The 23,741-nt window shown below is 35.1% G+C and carries 15 protein-coding genes and 9 pseudogenes; 9 read left to right on the top strand and 15 right to left on the bottom strand.

Annotation, left to right across the window (positions count from 1 at the left end; translation table 11 throughout):
• Nucleotides 1-41: 41 nt before the first annotated feature.
• Nucleotides 42-416, top strand: coding sequence for an ankyrin repeat domain-containing protein (locus AABM58_RS00495; protein ID WP_338405974.1), 375 nt, complete (start codon nucleotides 42-44; stop codon nucleotides 414-416).
• Here AABM58_RS00495 and AABM58_RS00500 read toward each other — a convergent pair.
• From AABM58_RS00500 to mutL, 7 genes and pseudogenes are all read right to left on the bottom strand, one after another.
• On the bottom strand, nucleotides 413-1,759 hold the full coding sequence (locus AABM58_RS00500; protein ID WP_338406860.1) for an IS110 family RNA-guided transposase: 1,347 nt from the start codon (nucleotides 1,757-1,759) through the stop codon (nucleotides 413-415). The genes AABM58_RS00495 and AABM58_RS00500 overlap by 4 nt on opposite strands.
• Before the next feature lie 211 nt (nucleotides 1,760-1,970).
• Nucleotides 1,971-2,426: a helix-turn-helix domain-containing protein gene (locus AABM58_RS00505; protein ID WP_338405975.1), complete on the bottom strand. Its 456-nt coding sequence runs from the start codon at nucleotides 2,424-2,426 to the stop codon at nucleotides 1,971-1,973.
• Nucleotides 2,427-2,460: 34 nt separating this feature from the next.
• A pseudogene (wmk, locus tag AABM58_RS00510) lies at nucleotides 2,461-3,361 on the bottom strand (WO male-killing family protein Wmk).
• 86 nt (nucleotides 3,362-3,447) lie between these two features.
• Nucleotides 3,448-4,644: a hypothetical protein gene (locus AABM58_RS00515; RefSeq protein ID WP_338405976.1), complete on the bottom strand. Its 1,197-nt coding sequence runs from the start codon at nucleotides 4,642-4,644 to the stop codon at nucleotides 3,448-3,450.
• Between the two features lie 170 nt (nucleotides 4,645-4,814).
• Nucleotides 4,815-5,472: pseudogene (locus AABM58_RS00520) on the bottom strand (JAB domain-containing protein).
• Between the two features lie 171 nt (nucleotides 5,473-5,643).
• A complete protein-coding gene (wmk, locus tag AABM58_RS00525) occupies nucleotides 5,644-6,582 on the bottom strand; it encodes a WO male-killing family protein Wmk (RefSeq protein WP_264731835.1) in 939 nt (312 codons plus the stop codon).
• A gap of 68 nt (nucleotides 6,583-6,650) precedes the next feature.
• The gene (gene mutL, locus AABM58_RS00530; RefSeq protein ID WP_338405977.1) at nucleotides 6,651-8,522 is read right to left on the bottom strand and encodes a DNA mismatch repair endonuclease MutL; all 1,872 of its coding nucleotides are present in this window, start codon (nucleotides 8,520-8,522) and stop codon (nucleotides 6,651-6,653) included.
• 205 nt (nucleotides 8,523-8,727) lie between these two features.
• Between mutL and AABM58_RS00535 the strand changes: the two genes are divergently transcribed.
• From AABM58_RS00535 to AABM58_RS00550, 4 genes are all read left to right on the top strand, one after another.
• On the top strand, nucleotides 8,728-9,681 hold the full coding sequence (locus tag AABM58_RS00535) for an Rpn family recombination-promoting nuclease/putative transposase (protein ID WP_338405978.1): 954 nt from the start codon (nucleotides 8,728-8,730) through the stop codon (nucleotides 9,679-9,681).
• 273 nt (nucleotides 9,682-9,954) lie between these two features.
• Nucleotides 9,955-11,337: a hypothetical protein gene (locus AABM58_RS00540; protein ID WP_338405979.1), complete on the top strand. Its 1,383-nt coding sequence runs from the start codon at nucleotides 9,955-9,957 to the stop codon at nucleotides 11,335-11,337.
• A gap of 9 nt (nucleotides 11,338-11,346) precedes the next feature.
• The gene (locus AABM58_RS00545) at nucleotides 11,347-13,533 is read left to right on the top strand and encodes a hypothetical protein (RefSeq protein WP_338405980.1); all 2,187 of its coding nucleotides are present in this window, start codon (nucleotides 11,347-11,349) and stop codon (nucleotides 13,531-13,533) included.
• Nucleotides 13,534-14,168: 635 nt separating this feature from the next.
• A complete protein-coding gene (locus tag AABM58_RS00550; protein WP_338405981.1) occupies nucleotides 14,169-14,843 on the top strand; it encodes an ankyrin repeat domain-containing protein in 675 nt (224 codons plus the stop codon).
• 127 nt (nucleotides 14,844-14,970) lie between these two features.
• On the opposite strand, the pseudogene AABM58_RS00555 reads toward AABM58_RS00550, so the two are convergent.
• A pseudogene (locus AABM58_RS00555) lies at nucleotides 14,971-15,118 on the bottom strand (IS256 family transposase); the annotation flags it as partial.
• Nucleotides 15,119-15,194: 76 nt separating this feature from the next.
• Between AABM58_RS00555 and tnpA the strand changes: the two are divergent.
• Nucleotides 15,195-15,621, top strand: a pseudogene (gene tnpA, locus AABM58_RS00560) (IS200/IS605 family transposase).
• Complete coding sequence (locus AABM58_RS00570) at nucleotides 15,618-16,154, top strand: hypothetical protein (RefSeq protein ID WP_338405983.1); 537 nt, start codon at nucleotides 15,618-15,620, stop codon at nucleotides 16,152-16,154. The pseudogene tnpA and the gene AABM58_RS00570 overlap by 4 nt, the downstream one beginning before the upstream one ends.
• Before the next feature lie 379 nt (nucleotides 16,155-16,533).
• Here the strand turns inward: AABM58_RS00570 and AABM58_RS00575 are convergent.
• The 7 genes and pseudogenes from AABM58_RS00575 to AABM58_RS00605 all read right to left on the bottom strand — a co-directional run.
• Nucleotides 16,534-17,866, bottom strand: a pseudogene (locus AABM58_RS00575) (IS4 family transposase).
• A gap of 83 nt (nucleotides 17,867-17,949) precedes the next feature.
• On the bottom strand, nucleotides 17,950-18,105 hold the full coding sequence (locus AABM58_RS00580) for a hypothetical protein (protein ID WP_338405984.1): 156 nt from the start codon (nucleotides 18,103-18,105) through the stop codon (nucleotides 17,950-17,952).
• A 440-nt stretch (nucleotides 18,106-18,545) separates the two neighbouring features.
• A pseudogene (locus tag AABM58_RS00585) lies at nucleotides 18,546-19,151 on the bottom strand (recombinase zinc ribbon domain-containing protein); the annotation flags it as partial.
• 71 nt (nucleotides 19,152-19,222) lie between these two features.
• Entirely contained in the window at nucleotides 19,223-20,470 is a 1,248-nt protein-coding gene (gene ltrA / locus AABM58_RS00590; protein WP_338405985.1) for a group II intron reverse transcriptase/maturase, read from the bottom strand.
• Nucleotides 20,471-20,513: 43 nt separating this feature from the next.
• The gene (locus AABM58_RS00595; RefSeq protein WP_338405986.1) at nucleotides 20,514-20,636 is read right to left on the bottom strand and encodes a hypothetical protein; all 123 of its coding nucleotides are present in this window, start codon (nucleotides 20,634-20,636) and stop codon (nucleotides 20,514-20,516) included.
• A gap of 380 nt (nucleotides 20,637-21,016) precedes the next feature.
• Nucleotides 21,017-21,172, bottom strand: a pseudogene (locus AABM58_RS00600) (ankyrin repeat domain-containing protein); the annotation flags it as partial.
• A gap of 167 nt (nucleotides 21,173-21,339) precedes the next feature.
• A pseudogene (locus tag AABM58_RS00605) lies at nucleotides 21,340-22,050 on the bottom strand (phage tail protein); the annotation flags it as partial.
• Nucleotides 22,051-22,112: 62 nt separating this feature from the next.
• Here AABM58_RS00605 and AABM58_RS00610 point away from each other — a divergent pair.
• Nucleotides 22,113-22,905, top strand: a protein-coding gene (locus tag AABM58_RS00610; RefSeq protein WP_338405927.1) for an IS5 family transposase whose coding sequence is annotated in 2 segments (ribosomal slippage) — nucleotides 22,113-22,376 and nucleotides 22,378-22,905 — 792 coding nt in all. Because the reading frame shifts where the segments join, the coding sequence is not laid out codon by codon here.
• 15 nt (nucleotides 22,906-22,920) lie between these two features.
• Nucleotides 22,921-23,732, top strand: a pseudogene (locus AABM58_RS00615) (IS5 family transposase).
• The last annotated feature ends 9 nt before the right edge of the window (nucleotides 23,733-23,741 follow it).

A 23,741-nucleotide genomic window follows, 5' to 3' on the forward strand; every position in this document is an offset into this window, starting at 1 on the left:
GAGTAATAATCTTTTTAATATGAAGAAACTGTATGTTAAGTATGAATAAACTGAAGTATAATGAAAAAGATAAATTACATTTTGTGTGGTTTATACTGTTAATAGTATGCGTTGTTATTACTTATTGCTACCAAAAATCCAAAGCTACAGATAATTACAAAAGAGTGTTACAGATCGCGTCTGAAAATTGCAATCTAGAAATTGTGAAGTTTTCAGTGAAAAATCTATTGAGCATTAATACACAAGTTCCTAGATTAACAGCGCTACATTGTGCAGCAGAGGGAAAATGTTTAGAGTTAGTGAAATTTCTAGTGAATGAAGGAGTTGATATAAATGATACAGGTAGACATAAAGGATGGACAGTATTACATTCTGCTGCATTAGGAGGAAATTTAGAAATAGTCAAATTCTCCTAAGAAACTCCTTGAACTAACTCATCTTTTTTTACCAAGAGATAGCCAAGTTCCTTTGCTCTTTTGATCAAATTTTTTACAGTTCTATCTTTATAGCGTATTTCATAGTATTCCATTCCTTTTTCTACATATTCCTGTCCGTATTTGAGCATACTATAAAATATGCACGCTATCTTTCTTGCAGTAGCTGTTATTGCTTTTGGCGCTCCTAATCGTTTTTTTAATTTCCTGTAGTATGCACCTAATGCACTTTTACTATTTCCCACAGAATTAGCAGCCATTCGAAATGCATTCGCAGCACGATTAATGACTTTACGCGTTCTTGTGCTAAACACTTTTTCTCCTGTAATTTTATTGGCAGGGCTGAGTCCTAACCACGATGAGAAGTGTTTTTCTGTTGACCATTTACTATGGTTTATACCAGTTTCTGAAATTATGGTCTGTACACTTAGTACATCAAGCCCTGGAACTTTAGTAAAATCCATACCAGTTATCCGGTGCAGTTCCTCGTGCAAAGCAAAGTTTGGCTTACTTTTTCTATGCTTATTCTTTTCCTTACTCAACTGTTTACTTTCGCCAGGTTTTGTTTCGAACGTTTTGTAATAGGCCTCAATATTTCTATCACATTCTGCTATTTTTTCTTGATAGATATTATATAGTTCAAATTCTTGCTTTAGCGTGAATAAGTGTTCCTCTCTATAGTCACCAGCTAACGCTTTTGCAATAGTAGACTGATCATTTTTTATTCGTGCATCCCTGAATTCAACCAATTTCTCAGGATCCCTTTCGCCTTCGATTATAGCCTTGATAATTTTCATACCAGTTACTCCAGTAATATCTCTTATAACTTTATGCAGCTGTATATTCATTTGAATTAATGCCTTCTGCATACGCAGAACATGTGTAGATGCACTTTCAGTAAGACTTTTACGTTGCCGCACATAACTACGCAATACACAAATTTGATCATCGGGTCTGAATGATCCATGAAGTAGTCCATAACTGTGTAGTTGTTGTAACCACTGACAGTCCTGAACATCTGACTTTCTTCCAGGTACATTTTTTACATGTCGCGCATTTACCAGTTTTACTTCAAACCCATATGATTCGAGTACTTGAAATAAAGGAATCCAGTATACTCCTGTTGATTCCATAGCTACAGTTGTAACTTTACATTTTTTCAACCACCGTGCTAAATTATGAAGGTCTTCAGTGAAGCAGCCAAATTTTTGGATACGTTGTTCATCTCTTCCTTCAGGTACACATACATAATGTACAGATGAACCAACATCAATCCCTGCTGCATCAGGATTCACTATTTCTAATTTACTTTTTGCTTTTTTCATGGCAACTCCTTCGTATAATTTGTAATAGGGAAACGCTTCAGCTTGGAACGGTTGATAGTACAATCTCCTAACCGAGGTAGTCTACAAAAACTCCATCAATGATTTGACCGTTCCTCCCAAAACCACGCTTACGAACGGGCACTAAAGGCACCAGTGACTTGGTCGGTTATAACTGCAAAAGCGCTTCTCACAAAGTTATATCAGAAATTACTCAAAACTTAAATTGGGAGTTTCTTCCTGGTTTGACAGATTTCGTCTGTTTGACGCTTACTAATGGATACAGCTTCTTACGTAATTCCTGATCCTTAATTTCTCTATGTATTTTTGTTAGATAGACTATTTCTTTATCCTCATCTTCATACCAACTGTTTTCTTTTAGTACTGTTGGTCCTGGAAGTAGATCTACAACACTAACTGACAATGCTCCTGCTATTATATACGATTCTTTGATTGTAATAGCCTTGCACCCTAGTTCAAAGTTATGTATTTCCTTATGTGTTAAACCAATTTTGCTTGCTAGTTTTGCCTGAGTATACCCTTGTACTATCCTACAACCTTCTATTTTTTTCCCTAGCTCGTAGCTTACTGAGCCAATATGCTCTGAATTATCATAGATAAATCCTCTAAAAGCTGTTTTTCCTACAGAAGCAAACATATATTCTATCACAAAAAAATCCACTATTGGCTAAGTTTTTATGAAATCACAAAAATTTCTCAATCATATAATTTGATAAGCCTGTCGTTTGCAAGATAATATCAACAGAAATTCCTTCTTTCACTTGCAACTTCAATCTTCTTTTCCTCTCTGACCTTTTCTCTACAAACATGTATACCTTTAAATAAAGACTTGATTAGCATATCGCGTAATTCTCGACTCTCAATCTTTTTGTATTCTTCTATCAAGTTTGATAGCTTTTCTTCCGCTTCACTATCCTCATCTGATTCGGGAAGTAGATCTATGATACTGATTGATAATACCTTTGCTATTTCATCTAACATTTCAAGTGAGACAGCAGCTCTCCCTTGTTCATACTCGTATATTCCTTGATTTGTTATGCCAACTTTATTCGCTAAATCTTTTTGTGTATATCCTCGTATCAATCTCCACTCTTTTATCCTTTGCCCTACTTTGTATGGAACCGGAATTTTGTTCTCCTCATACTCACCAATAGATAAGTTAGTTGTTCGAGAGATAACATGAGCAGAAACTCCTACTTTCATCAAACCCCTTGCTACTTCCATTTTTACCGCTTTTCTGCTTCTTTCCTCACTCAAACGAATAAATTTGGTTAATAAATAAAATACCTCGCTTAATTCTTTATCTTTATAACCCTTTATTAAATTTAATATTTCTTCATCTTCAAAATATCTTTTTTCATCTGGTAGTGTTTCTCTACAAACTAGACCTTTCACATTCACTGATAATGCTTCTGCTATGGCATATAACTTCTTAATTGGAATTTTACGGTTCCCTTTCTCATATTGCAATATTACCCAGTACTTTACACCAACCTTCTCTGCTAAATCCTTTTGAGTATAACCTCGCTCTAACCTCCAATTTTTTACTTTTTGCCCTACCTCACAGCCTAGACTTTTTTTCATACAAAGAACCATACATATAATATTTTCTACTATAGCTCAAAGGCTCCAGATATAATGGTAGACTCTGGAACCTTAAAATAAATGAATTAAAGCCCCCTAAAAGTTTCTTTACTATTTTCACGTACTTTATCTACCCATGAAGACAATTTTTCACTTGGGCTATCAACCTCCTTCATAAGCTGCTTGCTATTCCATATGCCACACCTCATAAAACTTCCCTTTTCTACTGCTTCTTTAAGTTTTACTCCAGCAAAAAGACAATTTTTTCCTATTTCTTCTCCTCTTTGTTGTAGTTCAGCCCACATTTCCTTGTTTTCTACTCTTACTTGTACTTGATCATATTTTTTTACATCATGGTACAATATAATATCTAGCTTACCAATGCTTGTAGGAAATTCTAATATAATAGAGCTTTCATCTGACATATCGATATAGTTTCTTATACCTCCCTTCTCACTTTTAACCTCAACTGCATCATTGCCAATTTTTAAAATATTACTTCCTAACTCTCTCAGTATTTTGGCTACCTCTACCTTGCTATCCCCAGAAAATTCTATATACGATGTTGTATTATCTATCTCAACATCTATTAATTCTCCTTCTTGCACAGCACTTTCGCCAGCTTTCTCTAGTTCTTCTAGTCTCTCATCTATCTGTGGCTGAACTTCTGGTTGTAGCTCATTATAGATTTCACCTATCAATTTATTCTCCAATAAAGTATCATGAAACTCTGCACCGTTTAGCATTAATTTACGTATTAGCTTTTTACGATCAGCCTTATCAAATTTATGAAAATGTGTGCCCAGTATCACATATTCCGCGAGGCTCCACTCTCCATCATTACATGCATTTAGCCTTGCTCCAGAAGCTAGTACTTTGTCTATAACTTTGTGCAATTCATTTACATTCTTTGTCTCTACCACTTCACTTTTAAACCAGCTCAAAGTTCCACTTTCACCTGCACTCGGCTTTATTTTTTTCAAAGCTGAAGCAAATGGATTTTTATCTTCTTGATCACTTACAGGTTTTGTGCCATAAACATAGTCAAATCCTTTCCCATAGTTGATTTTGTTTTCGCGAACTTCTCTACCAGGGAAAGGTGCTATTTCTTCAGGCTTTTTAGCCTTATTAATTTTGCTTATAAAGGTGGATTGCTCCTTAGTACGACCAATTCCTACAATAGCATTTAACACCTCACCTTTTGATAATCTATCAAGATCAATGTTTAACTCGTAAGTACCTCCTTCTTGATCATCAAAAGGTACAATTATTTTATTACTCATATTAGCCTCCGCTATTAAATATACTTTACTAAGTCTACAACCGACTTTATTACTTTATTATTAATTCAATATATACTTTCTCATTAATTATAAGCAATGGTTAATGTACTTGCAAATACTTTCTTCATTCAAGTAGTTAAACAACTCATGAAAATCTTCAAATATCTGCTTTATAACAGTCCTTGCTCTTTAAAACTAAAATATCCAACACTTGTAATGATAATGTGATCCAGTAACCTAATCCCTATAGTCTGACAAGCTTCAGCCAAGTCTTTAGTTACAGCTTGATCCTCATCAGATGGCTTTAACCTTCCTTCTGGGTGGTTATGCGATATTATTATTGACGTCGCTTTTCTTATTAATGCCTTTCTTGTTACTTCTCTTATGTAAAAAGGTACCTTATCCACTGTACCAGTAAACACTTCTTCCCCCTTTAAACGGCACTTTTGATCAAAATATATTATTTTCATCTTTTCCTACTCTGAATAACCAATACTCACCCTCAAATATTTTACGATGGTTTCCAAGTTATCCATTACAGGTCCTTTCTTTAACTCTTCTCTTGGTACCCTCTTTGCAGCTTCCTTTAGGCATAAAATTACTGCTACTGTAGAGTCAGTTATCCCTTCTATAGTTTTCAAGTCATCTATTTCCTGGCCTAGAACTCCTCCTATTCCAAAATTATCTATTAGCTTTCTAGCAATAACTCGAGCTTCTTCCCTGTCATGCACTGCACGTTTCTATTACTTCACGATCAAGTAGTGCTTTACCGTTGCTTTCTAATGCTCTGAATTCTATTTCTTCTCTACGATCTTTCTTATTATTCATAAAAATTACCCTTCACTAATAACAAAATGTTTTTATATATTTACTGCTGTTTTTTTGTCAGCATTGGCATAAAGCCATAGCTTTTGAGTGAAGTCAAATCAATTTTTCAATCTTTTTTACTTATTTTTTCATCAAAAAGTAAAAATATTAATAGATACTGATTTTTTTATTTTAAATTTGTTGAATTTCGTCTAAAGAGATGCCTACTGTTTTTAAAATAATATTGATAGAAATTCCTTCCTTAACTAAATTCTTTGCAATTTTCATCTTTTCTACTTTCTTCACTTTCTTTTTGCAAATTTGTATGCTTTCAAACAGAGATTTTATTAGTACATTACGTAGTTCTTGGCTTTTAATCTTTTTGTATTCTTCTATTAACCTTGATAGTTCCACTTCACTATTCTCATTTTCTCTTGTTTCTGGAAGCAGATCTGTAATATTAATTAATAGTACCTTTGCTATTTCATCTAACATTTCAAGTGAAACAGCAGCTCGTCCTTGTTCATATTCATATATTCTTTGATTTATTATACCCACTTTACTTGCTAAATCTTCTTGAGTGTATCCTCTTCTCAACCTCCATTCTTTTATTCTTTGACCTACTTTATACGGAATGGAAATTTTTTTCTCATCATTATCATATTCATCAATAGATAAACTGGTCGTTTGATAGATAACATGAGCAGAAACTCCTTCCTTAACTAAACCCTTTGCCACCTCTATTTTTACTGCCTTTCCACTTTCTTCCTCACTAATACGGATGAATTTAGTTAATAAATAAAACGTCTCACGTAATTCTTGATCCTTAATCTCTTTATGTCTTCTTACTAGATTTAATATCTCTTCTTCCTCATACCTTTCCTCATTTGATACTTCTTGTCCGCAAGCTAGATCTCTAGCAGTTGTTGATAATGCTTCTGCTAATTCATATAATTTCTTAATTGAAATTCTGCGTGTTCCTTTTTCATATTGCAGTATTACCTGATATGTTGTTCCGATTTTTTTTGCTAAATCTTTTTGAGTATACCCCTTTGCTATCCTACAACTTCTTACTTTCTGTCCTACTACTTTATAATATAAAAAATTAGAGTAATTATTCTCTTTTTTCACATTTTATACTCCATAACCAGAAGAGCTGTTACGTATGCTTAATTGAGAACCTTTTTGACAAACTGAACTCATCTCCTTTCAAACAATTTTTCTATATCACTTAGTTTCATTTCTATATACGTTGGTCTTCCGTGATCAGCATACGGTGTTTCCTCCATTTGTCTCATCAACTCATTCATCTCCTCCAACTTCATTTCCCTTCCAGCTCTATGGCACACAATGGTAGCTAGTATCTTGCTCACTTTTTCTTCTATAGGTAGAGTATCTCCTATCTCCATTAATCTATCAATTATATTCATCACCATCTCTCTCACATTTATTGTTCCTAAAATTGCAGGTATTTCTTTTACCCTTACTTTATCTTCTGATTCTATTTCAATAGCAAAACCCATTTCAAAAAGCTTATCTTTATAAGTTTTAACCATCTCCATTCCAGCTTGGTTTTTGATTTCAACTGTTTCAGGAAGAAGAAGTTTCTGTCTTTTTATGCTTGATTTTTGCTTTAAGCACTCGTATATCAATCTTTCATGAGCTGCGTGCTGATCTACTATAATTAATTTGCCTTTAGCCTCAGCAATAATGTAAGTACTGTGGACCTGACAGCGTGCATACCCTAGAGGATGATCCTCTATTAAATCAATTTGCTCCCTTTCTAAAACCATAGTCTCCGCTTGTAGTGGTAATCTCTGTATACCAGTATAGTCAAATGATTCTGACCGTTCTGATAAGCCTTTCTCTCCTGCATTTGGCAAGTTGAATTCTTTCATTAGCTGATTCTCAAAAGGACTTGGCCTTCTTTCGTAAAATTCTTTTCGACCCTTTACTTCTCTGCTTTTTCCATTATTAACACGCTCATTATTCCTTTGACTTTCACTAACATCAAAAGACGAACCACCCAGTTCTTCTCCAATACCTTGACACCTAGATCCATCAATATCACTCACTGAAGAGGTACCTATTCTCATTGACAACACTTTTATTAGCCCTCTTCTCACTATTTCATATACTAGCCTCTTGTTCTGAAACCTTACCTCTGATTTATTTGGATGCACATTTACATCTACTTGATCGTATGGTATCTCTAAGTGCAGCACTGCAAAAGGATACCTCCCACTTGGAATAAAGTCCTGATACGCATATCGAATTGCACCAATAAGTAGATTGTCTTTTATCGGCCTGCCATTAACAAACGTATAGATCTGAGTTGAATTACCACGACTAATAGTTGGTTTACAGATGTGTCCCGTAAGTTTGATGCCGTCTTCTTCCTCTTTAACTTCCAGCGAATTGCTCTGAAATTCTTCTTCTGTTTCACATAATCTGTTAAATAATGAAGTTTGCTTAACATATTTTAAGAGCTTTTTATTACCGGAAGTGAGAGTAAACCCAATACTATAATTAATCATCGCTAAGTTATTCACAATATCAACAATACTTTGTGTTTCTGCCCTCTCGGTTTTTAGAAATTTTAATCTATTTGGTGTGGCAAAAAATAAGTCACGAATTTCAATATATGTACCTTGCAACAAAGAACAAGGGATAATCTCTCTTATTTTTTCTCCTCCCTCATATCTTATAGACCATGCTTCCTTTGCTCCACTTGCCTTAGATGATAATTTCATTCTGCTTACTGCTGCAATTGAAGGCAGAGCCTCTCCTCTAAAGCCAAGATGTCTGATCTCTATTAACTCACTATCACTTAATTTTGAAGTGGCATGCCTCATAAGTGCTAGTTCCAGATCGTTCTTTTCTATTCCATTTCCATCATCCGTTACAGTTATAAGGTTACGTCCACCACTTTCTATCTTGATCTCTATCTCTGAACTTCCAGCATCTATTGCATTTTCTACTAATTCCTTTACTACACTCGCTGGCCTTTCTATTACCTCTCCTGCTGCTATACGGTTTATAGTTTTTGTGTCTAAAAGAATTATTGCCATATTCCCAACTCTCAGTCTGATGAAGATATAGCTTTAATGTTAATAAAAATCAATCTCTATTAGGCATCTTCACTAATTTCAAAACAGAAATAATTGTAAAAACCCCAGGCCAAAATTTTATGGCAAGCTCTCCTGTAGTTTAATTTTAGTTGAATATTTCTTCACAATTGTGTATAATTATTAATGCTTTTTATCTTACTTTCTCATGGCCCTCTCAAAATTTTTAGATCCTAAGCTTGATTTAACATTTAAGAAAATTTTTGGTACTGAAAAAAATAAGAATATCCTTATCCAATTTTTGAATGATATTTTGGGGTTTACTGAAATAAATACTATACAAGAAGTCGAATTCCTTAGCACCATTATGGACCCTGAAATTGCCTCTGATAAGCAGAGTATTGTCGATGTTCTGTGCAGAGATTCCACTGGGGCCAGATACGTGATTGAGATGCAACTCGCTCGTGATAAAGGCTTCGAAAAACGGGCGCAATTATATGCTGCTAAGGCTTACTCAAGGCAGGCTGATAAAGGTGGTAAGTACATTGATTTAAAGAAGGTTTTCTTTATTGCTATTTCCAATTGTAATTTATTTCCTGATAAGCTTGATTATATATCTAGCCATACCATAAGAGATGAAAAAACTAATGAGCATGACTTAAAAGATTTTCAATTTATTTTCATTGAGTTACCAAAGTTTCCTAAGAACAGAGAAGAGCAGCTAGAAAATGTAGTAGATCGTTGGCTATTTTTCTTTAAATATGCAGAAGAAACAACTGATGAAGATTTAAGGAAAATAGCAGAAAAATCACCGATAATAAAGTTAGCATATGATGAGTTAGATAAATTTCATTGGAATGAGAAGGACTTATTAGCATATGAAGAAAGAGTAATGGATTTACAGAAAGAAGCTGCTATCTTGGAACAAAAACTCGATGATGCTAAACTAGAAGGTAGACAAGAAGGCATCCAAATCGGCCAGGAAAAAGGTAAAGCGGAAGGTATTAAAATTGGTGCAGAAAAAGGTAGGGAAGAGGGCGAAAAACAAGCTAAAATAGATGTGGCCAAAAACCTACTTAAGGCTGGCGTGTCTGTTGACTTAATAGCTGAATCTACAGGCCTTTCTCAAGCTGATATTTCACAGCTCAAGGAAAAAGCTTAAGTACTGTAGCTCCCTTAGAGCGCTTTTCAACTTATTATACTTCTTTATCCATTAGTCTAATATATTAAAGCCTACATCTAACTCTTCCGCTATTCTCGCTATGGCCTATTTGATTTTCTCACCAATTCTACGCATCAGTTAAGTGCAAAATAGATGATATTTAAATATAAAAAATGTTTTTCATAAAATTTTTCTTGTCCTTGATAATTTTAGTGTTGCTATTTGATTCTAACTTTTGCATAATGCAGTAAATATTTTTATATAGGGGGTACAATGCCAAGGAAGACAGATCGCCATGCTACAATACTTAAGAAATTACAGAATATCATTAAACATCCAGATTCTAATATTGCTGCTGGAAGGCGTTTGACTATCGAAAGGTGGGTCAAAACTTACATTAGGCAGTTACAATATCTTGAAGATAACAAGCTACAATTCTTATACAACATATTTCGCGATGAAAGTTGTTGGTCGGGTATAAAATTAAATAATACTACTCTAGGACAAAGATTGACTGAAAGAAGTATAAGCCAAGTAGAAAACCCGCTTTCCAGATACAAAATGGCATGTAGGTATTGTGTGAAAGAAAAAATTAAAGATCTCTTTCAGGAAAAGTTCGATCTCCACAAGAGCAGGTTTTCTCCTGATGCAGTAGATGATGATGGTAGACCTGCAGCTAGCAACAACAAGTATATAAGAAGTGATCTGTTAGACTCTATGGAAAGTTATGATCCTGTATCTAGTTTTTGGATTGATAGAGAATCTGAAGAATTAAAATTAAAAGAATACGGCAATGTAGATGGGTTCCGAGAAGCTGTAGGTTTTAAATGGAATGAGGGAGCGGAATATTTCTATAATCGTTTAAGTGAGCAAGAGAGAAAAGAGGAAGTTACTAATGCGATTATTGCTTTGTCTACTATTCAATGCAACTACGATCGTGCTAACGTTTTGGATTTTTGCCTGCATAAAATGGATAATCCAACAAAACGTGAGTTGTTGCTTAAATTGTCAGAAAAAGATCAGGGAGTATATTCACTTCTTAATGGGTTAATCAGGTGGAGTTTTCTTGATACAGTTCAAGATATAGTGAAGCGCTGGTGCTATGAAGAAGTTTCAGTACCTGCAGGAAAAATACTCTCACATCAGGATTATGCACTCCTTCTTTCCTCACTTTCAAATGTGATGTTAGACAGTCCTGAGTTAAGTGTCCAAGCTAGATCAATTTTTATGGTCCTTTGGAGATGTGATCGTTTTAATGAGCACAAAAAGGTTGCGGTTGATTTTTCTAAGAATATAGATCCTATAACAGATGTACTAGCAGAATTAATTGTTGATTGCAGACGCTATGATGATAAGGACAGCTTAACTGTAAAAAAGGGTGAGATGTTAGAAATATTGCAGTTTGCCAAGGAAGTTTGTTCAGATAAAGATTTTGGAGACTTTAAAGGAGATATTATTGGTAATTTAAGAGTGGTTAGAAAGTCTAGTATGAAGAAGAATATTAATTACAGCGGGCTAGCAGAAGAATTGTTTTCTGAGTTAGATAAGAAGGTGTCTATTCCTCATAAAGGTGGCGGTGATCTTGGTGACTCTGGTGACCCGCAGTCCATGTTAGAGGCTCCTGGTGTTAGTGGTTTCCCTGGTCATAGTAGGTAGAGGTGTTTTATGCATAACAATGGTGAGAATATCGGGTTCATTAGGAATTTGTTAGATGGAAATTGTCAGGAGTTTAGAGAAAGGTTTGAGTCTTTCTTGGATCAATGTCCATCTTTTTTGCACTCGGTTGGTAAGGGTCGCTTTTTTCCAGCATTCTTTTTCGGTATGTTTGCTACTGCATTTGATTCTGATATTGCAAACGACAGTGAAAGAATTTTCTTTCGTTTTGACAATGATCCAGATAGACCTGGGAAAGGAAATTTAAAGGTTGCTATTTTAACTGAAGACGGAAACGGCAGGCAAATAGTAAGGTGCTATACTATTGCTGACAGGATAAACAGCATTGGTTCAAGATTCAGTGAAGAAGAGAAGCAGCGGATAGAACGTAAACTACAGGGGAATGGTACTAAAAGAAGAAAACTAAAATTAGAATGGGAAGAGTATAAAACATTTGTATGGGCAGAAAATCTAGGAGAAGACGAGGAAGAGGAAGCAATAAGATGTGAGCGATTTTCTGAAGGCGAAGCATTTACTCAAGGTTCAGCATCTCCATGTAATGATTTTGAAGAGATCATCAGAACTAAACAACAAGGCTACTTATCAGATCTTATAGGAAGGCTAGCAAGTAATAACGGAATAAACGTGAAAAGATCTACCAAAAGAATTTTGCAGTACATAATTGACATCTACAATAGATATAATCATGTACTAGATTTCAATGGCAAGGAGTCAGACTATCATGGCTTTCTGTCAGGGTTTTTGATGAACTTTAGGTATCGCCACACGGCTGGCATTTATCTTGAGTTATTTGTAGGAGGTGGATATACAGATATTACTTTCCTTGTACGTGGTGTGAATAGGTTAAGAGATTCTGTTCCTATTATAATCGAGCTCAAAGCTGGAGAAGAGAGTGCTGATCAAGCATTGGAACAGGCTGAAAATTACGTTACAAGATGTCCTGTTTCATCTATATCCATCCACACCTCATCGGATGATGCCGTTTGTATAGGGTTAAATTTTGATTTAGACAACAACGAACGTTTGCAGCTTAGCACTCAAAATTTTTTGGAAAGAGAATCTTCTTTGGTAGAAAGGCTGTTTAATGGATCTATGGCCGAAATTCGAGAGAGTATTAGAGACTATTTACTATACCCATCTTTTGGTGTGCCTGCTGTGCCTGATATTAGAGGTACTAACAGCAGAATATTTTCCTATACAACTAGATTTACTTTTGCAAGTGCTACGTTTGCAAAAAGAAGAATTGAGTTGGAAGATGGAAGTGAAGTATATGTAGATAAGCACTTGTTTAAATACCATGATGATGATAGGATGCGAGGTCCACATGGAAGAGTCACGCAAGTAAATGTTGGGGATCGTGCCTTAACTATGGTTTTACGAGCATTATGGCAAGGAGAAGAAAGAATTATTGTGCTTGATATTCGTCACGTGTTAGCTCACCAATTTCCCATACAAGGTCTAGACTTGTCACGTTGGCCAGATGCTAGAGTATATGAAGTAGCATGCACGTTGAATCCAAGGAGAAGAGATGAGGATGATCTTGGTTTAGCAGTTGATGTAACACCATTTCAATCACCTGCCGATTATCTACAGAGTAAGGGCAATCAGTCTTTTCAAGGTGAGCTTTTAACAATAGGTGGTGTTAGTAATATACACAGCACTGCAAATGTTATGATGAATACAGGCTGGCAAGATATCAATAGGCATAAGGCATTATTTCAAGCAATTTCCAAAGTGCTATTTCCGTTAATGTGGGTAGTGAATAGAAATAACGCCCGAGAGGTTGGGTTTCATTCTGTGTTGCATGGATTGTTTTATACTTGTAATAATCCAGCTAGGATAATTATAGAGTTCCAGTTGGGAGGAGGAGAGAAGATAGATTTGGTGTTATTAAGGTCTGCAGAAAGTAGAGGTGGTGTTCATCCAATTGGGATAGAGCTGAAGTTTGCTGATACTGGCGAACTACAGAGTAAAATACAAGAGGCAAATAATCAGTTAAATAGTTATTTGCAATGTAGAGGATATAAGCGTATTACCGATGGAGACACAGTAGTTTTGTCGTATGCCATATGGAATGATCGTGCACAGGGGCCAAATACTCTTATATCAGTTAAGGATGTTCTTCGTATAAAGGACAACTTAGGACATAGTTCTGCAGATGATCTTCCTGGTAGATGAGGGTTACTGAGAGTTTATATGTCAAAAATGAATTCCTATTAATTCAGCAATATATATCGTTAAAATCTTAGATAATTTAGCCATTTTCAGCAACCAAAACCAGCTAGCGTGAGAGCTTTTTGTTTCGGGACGCGTTGGTCTACCAAGTGATACATTAGAACTTTTTCACATAGTAACTTTACTATACGCTAAAATCAGCTATATTAGCCTACTTTTACTACATTTACATATGAACTAATTTACCTAACTTTGTCGCAATAATTTTGTGCTTTTATTTTCACAACCCTATTTTTACGCGGCTTGTTCTCACAAATATATGACCTTTCTTGAAGGAGTAAATAATTCAATCCTTTGCAACGCTGATCTTTAATATCTTTCCATATTAGCTGAAGCGATCATTAATAACTTACAGTATTAGGAAAAGTAAAAATTTGACTTTCTCATCAAAATAAGTAACTGTTAAATTATCATCTTAATAGAGGGAATCATAGCTTTAGTGGAAAGAGATACTAGATGCAGTAAAATCAAACTATGGTAGTATACTTGAAGCAATAAAAGAGGAATTAAAGAAACAAGATCAAGATACATATCAAGAGTGGGAAGGGAAAGACTTTGATATAAATCATCTATTTGGTGTGTCACTGACCACAGAAGGGTACAATGCAAAATTGGCATTATCACATATAGCTGCTTACAATGGTCATACAGAGATAGTAAGTGCTTTAGTAAAAGCAGAAGGAATCGATGTTAATGCAGCAAGTAAAGATGGAATGACTCCTTTACATTTGGCTGCTTTTAATGGCCACTTAGATACAGTTAGAGTTCTGTTAGCAAAAGGAGCTGATCCTTCATTAAAGAATAAGAATGGTGACACTCCGAGACAGCTAGCTAAAGATAAAAATATAATACAACTTTTAAAAAATGCAGAAACTAAACAAATAACTAGCAAAGCAATAAAGACTGGTGTTACTTTGGGTATTATCACTGCACTGACAGTAGGTGTTGGATGTGGTATCGCTGGTGTTTGGGTATCAATATTAGCTATAGTTACGACTGCTGCGTTGGTAGTTGGACTTGTTGCTGGTGGTATTACATATGCAATATTAAAACCTAGCGATAAGCTAGATAAAGCCAACTTACAGCAATCATCTCCTATCAACCAGCAATTGGATGTTTTATATTTTCCACTTTCTCGAGTTTTGCATTTGGCTTTAGAGTACTGTACAACGCATAACTCATACAAGCTAATCCAACCATTCCACCGCTATTGTATTTTTCATAATATAAGATGCAACACAACTCACCAATAACACCTCACCAACAATACCAGCTAGAATTACTTGCCTTTGTTGCATTAACGGTTTGTCTTTTTTGTCTGTAACATAAAAACATGGTTCAGCGGAGGGAACGTTCAAAAAAGTGTGTCAAACCGAATTTTTAGCTCAACTCAATTTTCAATCTATTGGAAAAGAAAATATCAAGTTGAGAGACAGTTAATGCCCAATTAGGCAAAGCCATAATCCATTTTGCTCTACCTTTTTATAGCACAATATACCTGTTTGTACAAGGCATTTGTACTAGTAAATTAGCCCTTAGTGTCCCCCGTCGGGGAATATAAAAACCCCTCGCCTTGAGGCGAAGGAAAAGTTATGATGTCGCGTATGCGACGATATAGGTATAACGCACATTCTAAATATGACATGAAGGTACATTTAGTCTGGATTCCCAAATACCGTAAAAGGATTCTTATGGGCCAAATTGCAGTCAGAACCAGAGAGTTGCTGAGGCAGGTTGCAATGGAAAATGAAATTCAAATTATCTCCGGCAAAGTGTCTGTTGATCATGTTCACATGTTTATTTTGTACAAACCTCAGCAAAGTGTTAGTAAAATTGTGCAGTTTTTAAAAGGGACAAGCTCAAGGTTATTAATGCAGGAGTTTGCTAGCTTACGCAAACAATTTTGGAAAAGACATTTGTGGGCAATTAGCCGTTAGCTCTGGCACCATTACAGATGAAGTGATACAAGAATACATATCTATACAGGAAGGTGAGCCAGTTCATGATGACGATCAATTTCAAATTGATTGAAAATTTTAACCCTTCGCCTTGTAGGCGATGGTTGTTTAGTTAATAAATTAAATGATATTGACTTATACAAAAATATTAGTTACACTATTAGTAATTTACTAATAAAAGGGGCCAACATTATGACAGACTTTATAGATTTTTTCAATAATAATTCAGAATTTGTTAATGATAACTCTTATTATGAAGTACACAAATATAATAAAGATGGTCAGCATATTAAAGATGATTTTTACTTATACTCGCTGGTGCTTCATCCGTGTGGAAATGAAGATGAAAATTTAGCATTTTTTCATGAAGATCATGAGAGAACATCTCTTATATGGCTAGACAAAGAGTATTTGCAAATATCAGAGGGTAGCTGGGGAAGCGGAAGCTATTATAGTGATCTTCTGAATTCTGACTATGTGGTAAATGACGTAACTTTGGATAAAAACATAGTAGAATTTAATGTAACTCCAGCTGTAGAGAGCTACTCACAAGGGGTAAATAAAATTGTAATCTCGAAAATCGGCTTGAAGAAAGGTAATTTATAACCCTTGATCTTGCCTAAAATAATGGGCTGTTGAAAAAGTATGAATGGTGAAAATGAGACAAGTATAGTATACTTTTAAGTAGCAACAAATAAAGATATAAAAAGATAATTTTAATTATCCTTTTAGGGAACATTCAACAAACCATACGCATCAAGTTAAGAAAAAGTGGCATAAGGAAGAAAAGAAATGAAAAAAACTATTTTATATGTTAAGTAATAAAGTTAGTAATTTATAAATTCTTTAAAAAATTTACCTTATTTTAGATCAAAACTTCTTAAAAAATAAATATAACAAATAAGGCACCTACCTTCAATGGTTGCTATATTGGGCTTATTTTCTTAACTTGACGCGTATGGTTAAATAAACCATACGCGTCAAGTTAAGAAGCAAGGGTAAGAAAATTCAATGAACTTAAGGTGGATACTCTAGTTTTTCTATATCTGTCTTTCACAGAAAATTGTGACCAGTCTGTGGTAAGTTTTTTCAGGAAAATTCTCAAATTATTAATTTTACTGCTTAACGCTAAAAACAACTCCCTAATCCTTCTTTTTAATTCAATGAATGCCTTTGTTAAACTCAGCTCTGTATTCTCTTTCAGTTTTATACAACCAACTATTCCATGAAATATAAGAATTGCGCACAATTTAGCGTATAGTTCACATAATACTCTGTATGGTTTTCCTTTAAGTTCGTCAAGCCTGATGTGACTCTTATACAATTTAAATAATAATTCAATCTGCCATCTTACCCTGTAAATTGTTAATACTTGTTCAGCGCTGATTTTACTCTCTGGAACGTTAGTTATGAATATCGACCAATCCAGCAAATTTTTGATTCTTTTGAGAAGATGTATATCCATGTGATTTTGCTAACTTACTAGCCCTTCTTCTTCTAATTATAGACTGTTCTTCAGTTAATTTTTGACATATAATTCTTACTTTAATTTTTACTTCTTTTCCTAATAGCACTTCCATCTCTAGAAGGGATTGACCTTCTAAACATTCCAACAACTCTATTTTTTGATTTGTTTCTATATCATATATATTGGTATTAGACTTATAACGACTAACAAAATATGCACCTGCTTCATCAATCTGTTTCAAAGAACTAGGCACAAAGTAGCCCAAATCAAATATTGGCAAATCATTGGCTGATAAACCGTTCAGATAATCCCTATAACCTTGATCCGACCTTATTCCTTCCATTAAATTTAACTTATCTAGTGCTTGATTCAGGTAATCAAAGACTAACTGTAGCTTTATTCCTGATTTGGTATTACTCTCGCAATCTCTATAGCTACTGCCATATCCTTTGTACATATTTTCCATGCTACTGGGCAGGCTAATATAGCTACTATCCAATAGCTTAATGCTTCTAAATTGCTTCAAAATTCTGCAATCAACCTGTAAGCTATTTTTAAATAAAACTAAAGATTCATTATACATTCTTTTCATACATTTCACTGCTTCTTCAGTAAATCTAAAATCCAAACCCTGTTTTGTAATTTCTATCGAGTCTTCATTTAGCAATTGGCACATTGTTTCTATGCTGCAATCACCAACTCCTATGTTACCAAAGACCATAGCTTTTATGAATGATGAGCCATTAAGTTTTCTCTTTCTTTTTATAAAATCTACTGCAATTGATATTTTGTCTGCTTTTTCATTAAAGAATTCATTGAGGTCTTTTGATAAGCAAGCTATTCTGTCCATTGTAAGTTCTCTCATTCACATATCCAAGAGAACTTATACCTTATTATTTTCCTTCACTCTATTAATTTTACTTACACTTTTCCTTAACTTGACGCGTATGGTTTATTTAACACTCCCGGCTGTACTGGACCTTCTAATTTTTCGAGTTTCGTATCCGGCTTCATATTACTATAAAACGCAAAACTTATGCAAGCCAATCCAACAATCCAGCCAACTACCGCTAATATATGCATTTTCATGATATACAATGCAATACTGCTTATCAATAATACTGTACCGACAATACCAGCCATAATTGGATGAGTTGCCTTTTTTGATGTCTACAGAATTTCCTTTGCTAGATCCTCTACATGATTCAGTTTGAAGTTGGATATCATAAGTACTTGGCTCTTTTGCGGCAGTGTCTTACTAAAGCATTTACAACCTCTTCTCTGCTTCATACACAGGTTGAAGATCTTCGCTATTTTCATTGACATCCTCATATGACTAAGTGTCAGTTTCTGTAACACTGGTTTGCTCTTTCACCTCAAAATCTTCTCCCATAATCCTTGGTTCCTCTACAGTAGCTCCTTATGAGGTAGTAGTAATTTGGATACCCTTTTTATTTTTAAGTTTTCCAGCAATACCTTCCTATATTTTTTCGGTGTTTTCATAGTTCTTCTTGTTGCTTTTATAAACATTACAATGCTAAGCCATAAAACTTTTCCAATTGCTCACTCCATAACATCGGTATTTCTTTCAGATTAACTAGCTTCAAACCTCTTGGCTGTCTCCCATTTACTATGTCTTCCTTAATCTTTGGTGCTAAATAATTCAACCTTAAAATTTGCTGTATACGTCTTGTACCTATATTAATTTTAATGCTCAGCTCCTTCACACTCCCATATTTTCCTTCCTCTAGTTGACGTTTCCAGGAATGGGCTCTCACCACTGCTTTCAGTAGCGCATTATTTGTTTTTCCTTCTGGCTCTACTACTGTGCATTTGTTTCCTTTCTTCTTCATTGGTATAAATTTTTCCTCTGATTCAGAACATACTTCTATTCCATCTTCTTTTACCATTACTCCCTTTATTAACTTTTTCACTACTTCTTTCTGTTCTCTGAAACTTAAATTTTTCCATTCTTCTCCCCATTTTTCATATAGCTGCTCTGTCTTTCTCATTACTTCTTTTTCCACCTCTCCCGCTACTATAGTTCTGTTTATTGATTCACAACCTTTTCCCCTTAAATGGTTATTGCACACGTAATATCGGTACCTTTTATTCTCCTTTTTTGAGTAGGAGAGTAGACCAGTGGAACTTCCCCACCAGTCTCTCGCAAAACTGTACGTAAACCTCTCGATTTATACAGCTTCCATTATTCAGCCTTTTGGCCTAACCCTAGTGTCCAGTGATAGAAAATATCCGGAGACCTCTTTCTCACCTTTCCTAGAAATTGTCTTGCTAGTCTTCCGTGACTCCTGAGTCTCTTATATTTCCTTTTCACCCACTTTTCTAGATGCCGCTCTATATTCTTTAGAGATTTGTATACTTCAGTTCTGTAAAATTTGCCATAGTACTGATACCAGCCTCTGACTATTGGATTTACTTTTCCTGATATCTCCTCTAATGTTATATGCGTATTTCGTAGCATTTTCCATGACCTTATGGTTGTAGTAATCTTTTTCTTGGCCTTGTTGCTAATTGCTGGAAGAAATGAAACAAAATACTTCCCTATTTTATTTCTTGCTAACCTGGGTCTGAATGTGTAACCCAGAAAATTAAAACTTTGTTTAGGAAATTCACCACTCCTATTGTCATCCTTACAGTACACTATCTGTGTCTTTTCAGGATGCAATTTCAACTTATACTCAGCCAATCTTTCTTCGATCATTACTTTCACAAACTCTGCCTGTTTCTCTGTTCTGCAGTGCACTATCGCATCATCCACATACCTCTCAAATGGTACTGTCGGGTAGTTCTTTTTCATCCATATATCAAACACATGATGCATGAATATATTAGAGATGATTGGGCTAACTGAACCTCCTTGCGGAACTCCTTTATCCCTAACTACCTTACTGCCATCTGCTTGCTGAATGGGGGCTTTCATCCACCTCTCAACATACAGTATGACCCATTTGCAGTCTGTGTGCTTTTTGATAGCTTGCAATGCCAAGCCGTGGTCCAAATTGTCGAAAAATCCAGATATATCAAGATCTATCGTCCAATCGTACCTCCAGCATCTTTTACGAGCTGTATCTACCGCATCCAGTGCAGACTTATTTGGTCTATAACCATATGAATCCTCATGAAATTTTGGTTCTACCAGCGGCTCTAGATACATAGCAGCAGCCGTTTGCCCTATCCTGTCGAATACTGAAGGAACACATAAAATTCTTTGCCCTCCTGTATCTTTTGGTATCGCAACAGCTTTTACCGGCTCTGGAAAATAACTTCCGGATGACATCCTATTCCATAGTTTGTACAGATTATCTTTTAGATTTTCTTCAAACTTTGTTATCGAAACCTCATCCACACCAGCCGCACCTTTATTTTTCGATACTTGTTTATAAGCCCTACAAATAAGTTGCTTTGGTATATCAAAAGACTTTGTTTTATTCATTAACTCCTCCCTTTCGGTTGATACATAATTAAAACTGAATAACTCAGCTCCTTCGCTCCATTTCCATTACAGAAACTTCTTCACTACTACGAGCTGATCCGCCCCTGTTTTTCGCATCGGTACTCTCATCCTTAGAGTTTAGCTCCTTGGATTTCTCCCTTATCATCGAAACGACAGGTTCCCGTAGTTCCACACAATAGCCTGAAATAGATTCATGCCACCTTTATGCCGGACGCCATCTATCCAGTAAACAAGCTCCCGATAGATTTATCCCAGGTTACAAACGACCCCCTGGTTTTGACGTCATTTAAAAGGTTTCGACACTTCATCAGTGGTTCACTTTCGTTCATCTCTCTATTCCTTACATGACATATAATTATGCCTTTTCCATAACGCTCACTACCTTGGCTCTTTACCAAAGCAGCTTATGGTTGTTTGAAGCCTGCTCTTGTAAACCGGCTCCGAGGGACCTACCCTCATCTACTGTGCAGCTTTTGCACTTAGTTTGCTCTTACTTGAACATTCTTTGTGTCTCTACGGCACACCATCTGCCCCTTTTTTTATTAATAATCTCACTGTTTTGTAATCAGAGATTTCCACTGCTTGGTGCAATATCGTCTCTCCTTCTTCATTTCTTTTATTAATATCGTTACTTGATACTTCTTTAAAAAACTTACTAAAAGATTCTTTGCTAAACTTCATACTTACCTCACAAAACTAGCTTTTCTAGCGTTAGATAAATTTCTTATATTTACCTGCTGCTATTCAAGTTATGTCCGTTTTAGCATGAGAAAGCAAGTCCTTTTCTTTTTATTTCATACACTTTTACCTATTATTAATATAATATATGAGGATCTAAATACAAGCATTTAACTTATTACACATATTGCTTGACTATTTTTCCAACTTCTGTGCAAATGTCGATGTTCGTGCCATTTCAGTACTCCTGGGTAAAATACCAAAATATGCTTTTCTAATTCATGTATTGAGTCTTCTTGCTCTAAATCGTTTTTATAGTAAACATTGTGTTCTGCTAAAACATAGTTTGTAATCTTCTGATCAGTATAATTTTCTACTTTGTAGTGGTGAGTAACGCTAAACCTTTCTAAAATTGGTTTGTGTTTTAAATTCCAACGTTGCCATGAAAGTTTATCGTTTCCCAATACAAATTTATTTCCTTCTTCTTCTATGCTACCAACCGGAAAGCACGCATTTGTTTCTCCTAAGTTCCAACTGTCCGATAATACTATCTGCGCTTTTGCAAATTTAATCGATGGTAATAAACTCTGTGGTAATGGATATAGTGCTTTTAAGTTGTACCACAAATGATTTCTTTCATAAATACCGTTATAATTCTTTGTGTGAGGCTCGGTTTCTCCAAGGATTGCTACATCTAGGCGATATATATCATTGCTTAAAGCTCGTTCATAATGATCGCGTAGATAGTTTTCTATAATCCTAATAACTGGACCACTAGACCTGAAAAAATTTACTCTTCCAAATGATAACACTGGTCCATCTTTTTCTATTTTTACCCCTGAATAATCAGAAAGAAGATCTCCAAATAAACTTTCATCTAAGAACCTGTACATGATCTCAAGAAAGGAATAAACTAAGAGATAATGTATATAAGTTAGGATATATGAGGAGTTTATACCCAAGTAATATAAGTCGGGAAAGATTTGAGATTATATTACCAGATCTAGAGTCCTGTAGAAAAAAAACAAAACCAAGAAAACTTGATTTGTATGATGTATTTTGTGGAGTGTTATACGTTCTGAAAAGCGTTTGTCAGTGGAGAATGCTACCAAAAGAGTTTCCAAAATGGCGCAATTGTTACGACTATTTTAAGAAGTGGAGTGAAAAACCAGATGCAAATAAAGAAAGTGTTCTGGAGCTGGTGTTAAAAAAAAATAGTTGGCGTAGTCCGACAAAACAATGGTCGGAAAGAAAAAACCAGCTTCTGCATAATTGATGCACAGAGTGTAAAAAATGCAGATACTGCTGAAGAAAAAGGCTACGATGCAGGCAAAAAGATTTCAGGAATAAAACGCCATATTGCAGTAGATACGCAAGGTTTGCCACATGCAATTTATGTAACAACAGCAGAGATAACTGACCGTAGCAGTGCTGTGAGAATGGTAGAAAATGCAAAAGAAAACCTCTCGGGAGTTAAAAATGTACTGGTTGATGCAGGCTATACGGGAGAGAATTTTGCAACACAAATAAAAGCAACTATTGGTGCAACTGTTGAGGTAATAAAACGCAGTGAATTACATACCTTTGCTGTATTGCCAAAAAGATGGGTTGTAGAGCGTTCTTTTGCTTGGTTGGAAAAATGTAGACGGTTATGGAAAAATTGCGAGCGTAAACTCAACACCAGCTTGCAAATGGTAGTTCTTGCTTTCACTGCTTTGTTCCTCAAAAGATTATGAACAGGTTCTAAGGAAATAGAAAAGTTAGAAGGAGAAAAGTTTCGACGTTTAACAGGGGTAAAAAAAGCAACATTTGAGCGAATGGTAGAAATTCTAGAAGTGGAGGATAAAAGAAAAAAAGCTAGAAGTGGAAGAAAAAGTAAACTTTGCATAGAAGACAGGCTACTTATGGCACTGGAATATATAAGAGAATATCGTACATATTTTCATATTGGGCAAAGCTATGGCATGAGTGAAAGTAACAGTTTTAAAATAATAAGATAGGTAGAAGACATATTAATAAAACATCCAGATTTTGCATTACCAGGAAAAAAAGAGCTATTAAAGAGTGATGTAGAATATGAAGTTTTAGTAATAGACGGAACTGAAACGCCAGTAGAGAGACCAAAAAAAAGCAAAAGCCCTTCTACTCTGGAAAGAAAAAAAGGCATACTATAAAAACACAAATAGTAACAGAGAAGAAGAGTAAAAAAGTCATATGCACATCTTTCTCGAATGGTAGAAAACACGATTTTCGGATGTTTAGAGAATCAAAGGTAGCAATATTACCGGACACCAAAATCTTAGCTGATGCCGGCTACAGGGGAATGCAGAAGATACACAAAAATGTTGTATTACCGCACAGGAAAATGAAAAAGAATCCGTTAAGCAAAGAACAAAAAAAAGAGAACAGGGCACTTATGAGCCAAAGGGCAATTGTTGAAAACGTAATTGGCTTATTGAAAAGGTTTAAAATCATCTCGGACAGGTATAGAAACCGACGAAAACGTTTTGGTTTAAGGTTTAATTTGATTGCTGCAATTCACAATTTTGAGCTCCATACATGAATTTTGAAA

Origin of the sequence: Wolbachia endosymbiont (group A) of Longitarsus flavicornis (assembly GCF_963931955.1) — a bacterium.
Lineage (GTDB): Bacteria > Pseudomonadota > Alphaproteobacteria > Rickettsiales > Anaplasmataceae > Wolbachia.

Coding starts and splice junctions, on each gene's coding strand:
- AABM58_RS00495 (WP_338405974.1), top strand. CDS start 42: ATGAATAAACTGAAGTATAATGAAAAAGATAAATTACATTTTGTGTGG.
- AABM58_RS00500 (WP_338406860.1), bottom strand. CDS start 1,759: ATGAAAAAAGCAAAAAGTAAATTAGAAATAGTGAATCCTGATGCAGCA.
- AABM58_RS00515 (WP_338405976.1), bottom strand. CDS start 4,644: ATGAGTAATAAAATAATTGTACCTTTTGATGATCAAGAAGGAGGTACT.
- mutL (WP_338405977.1), bottom strand. CDS start 8,522: ATGGCAATAATTCTTTTAGACACAAAAACTATAAACCGTATAGCAGCA.
- AABM58_RS00535 (WP_338405978.1), top strand. CDS start 8,728: ATGGCCCTCTCAAAATTTTTAGATCCTAAGCTTGATTTAACATTTAAG.
- AABM58_RS00540 (WP_338405979.1), top strand. CDS start 9,955: ATGCCAAGGAAGACAGATCGCCATGCTACAATACTTAAGAAATTACAG.
- AABM58_RS00545 (WP_338405980.1), top strand. CDS start 11,347: ATGCATAACAATGGTGAGAATATCGGGTTCATTAGGAATTTGTTAGAT.
- AABM58_RS00580 (WP_338405984.1), bottom strand. CDS start 18,105: ATGAAAATGCATATATTAGCGGTAGTTGGCTGGATTGTTGGATTGGCT.
- ltrA (WP_338405985.1), bottom strand. CDS start 20,470: ATGAATAAAACAAAGTCTTTTGATATACCAAAGCAACTTATTTGTAGG.
- AABM58_RS00595 (WP_338405986.1), bottom strand. CDS start 20,636: ATGATAAGGGAGAAATCCAAGGAGCTAAACTCTAAGGATGAGAGTACC.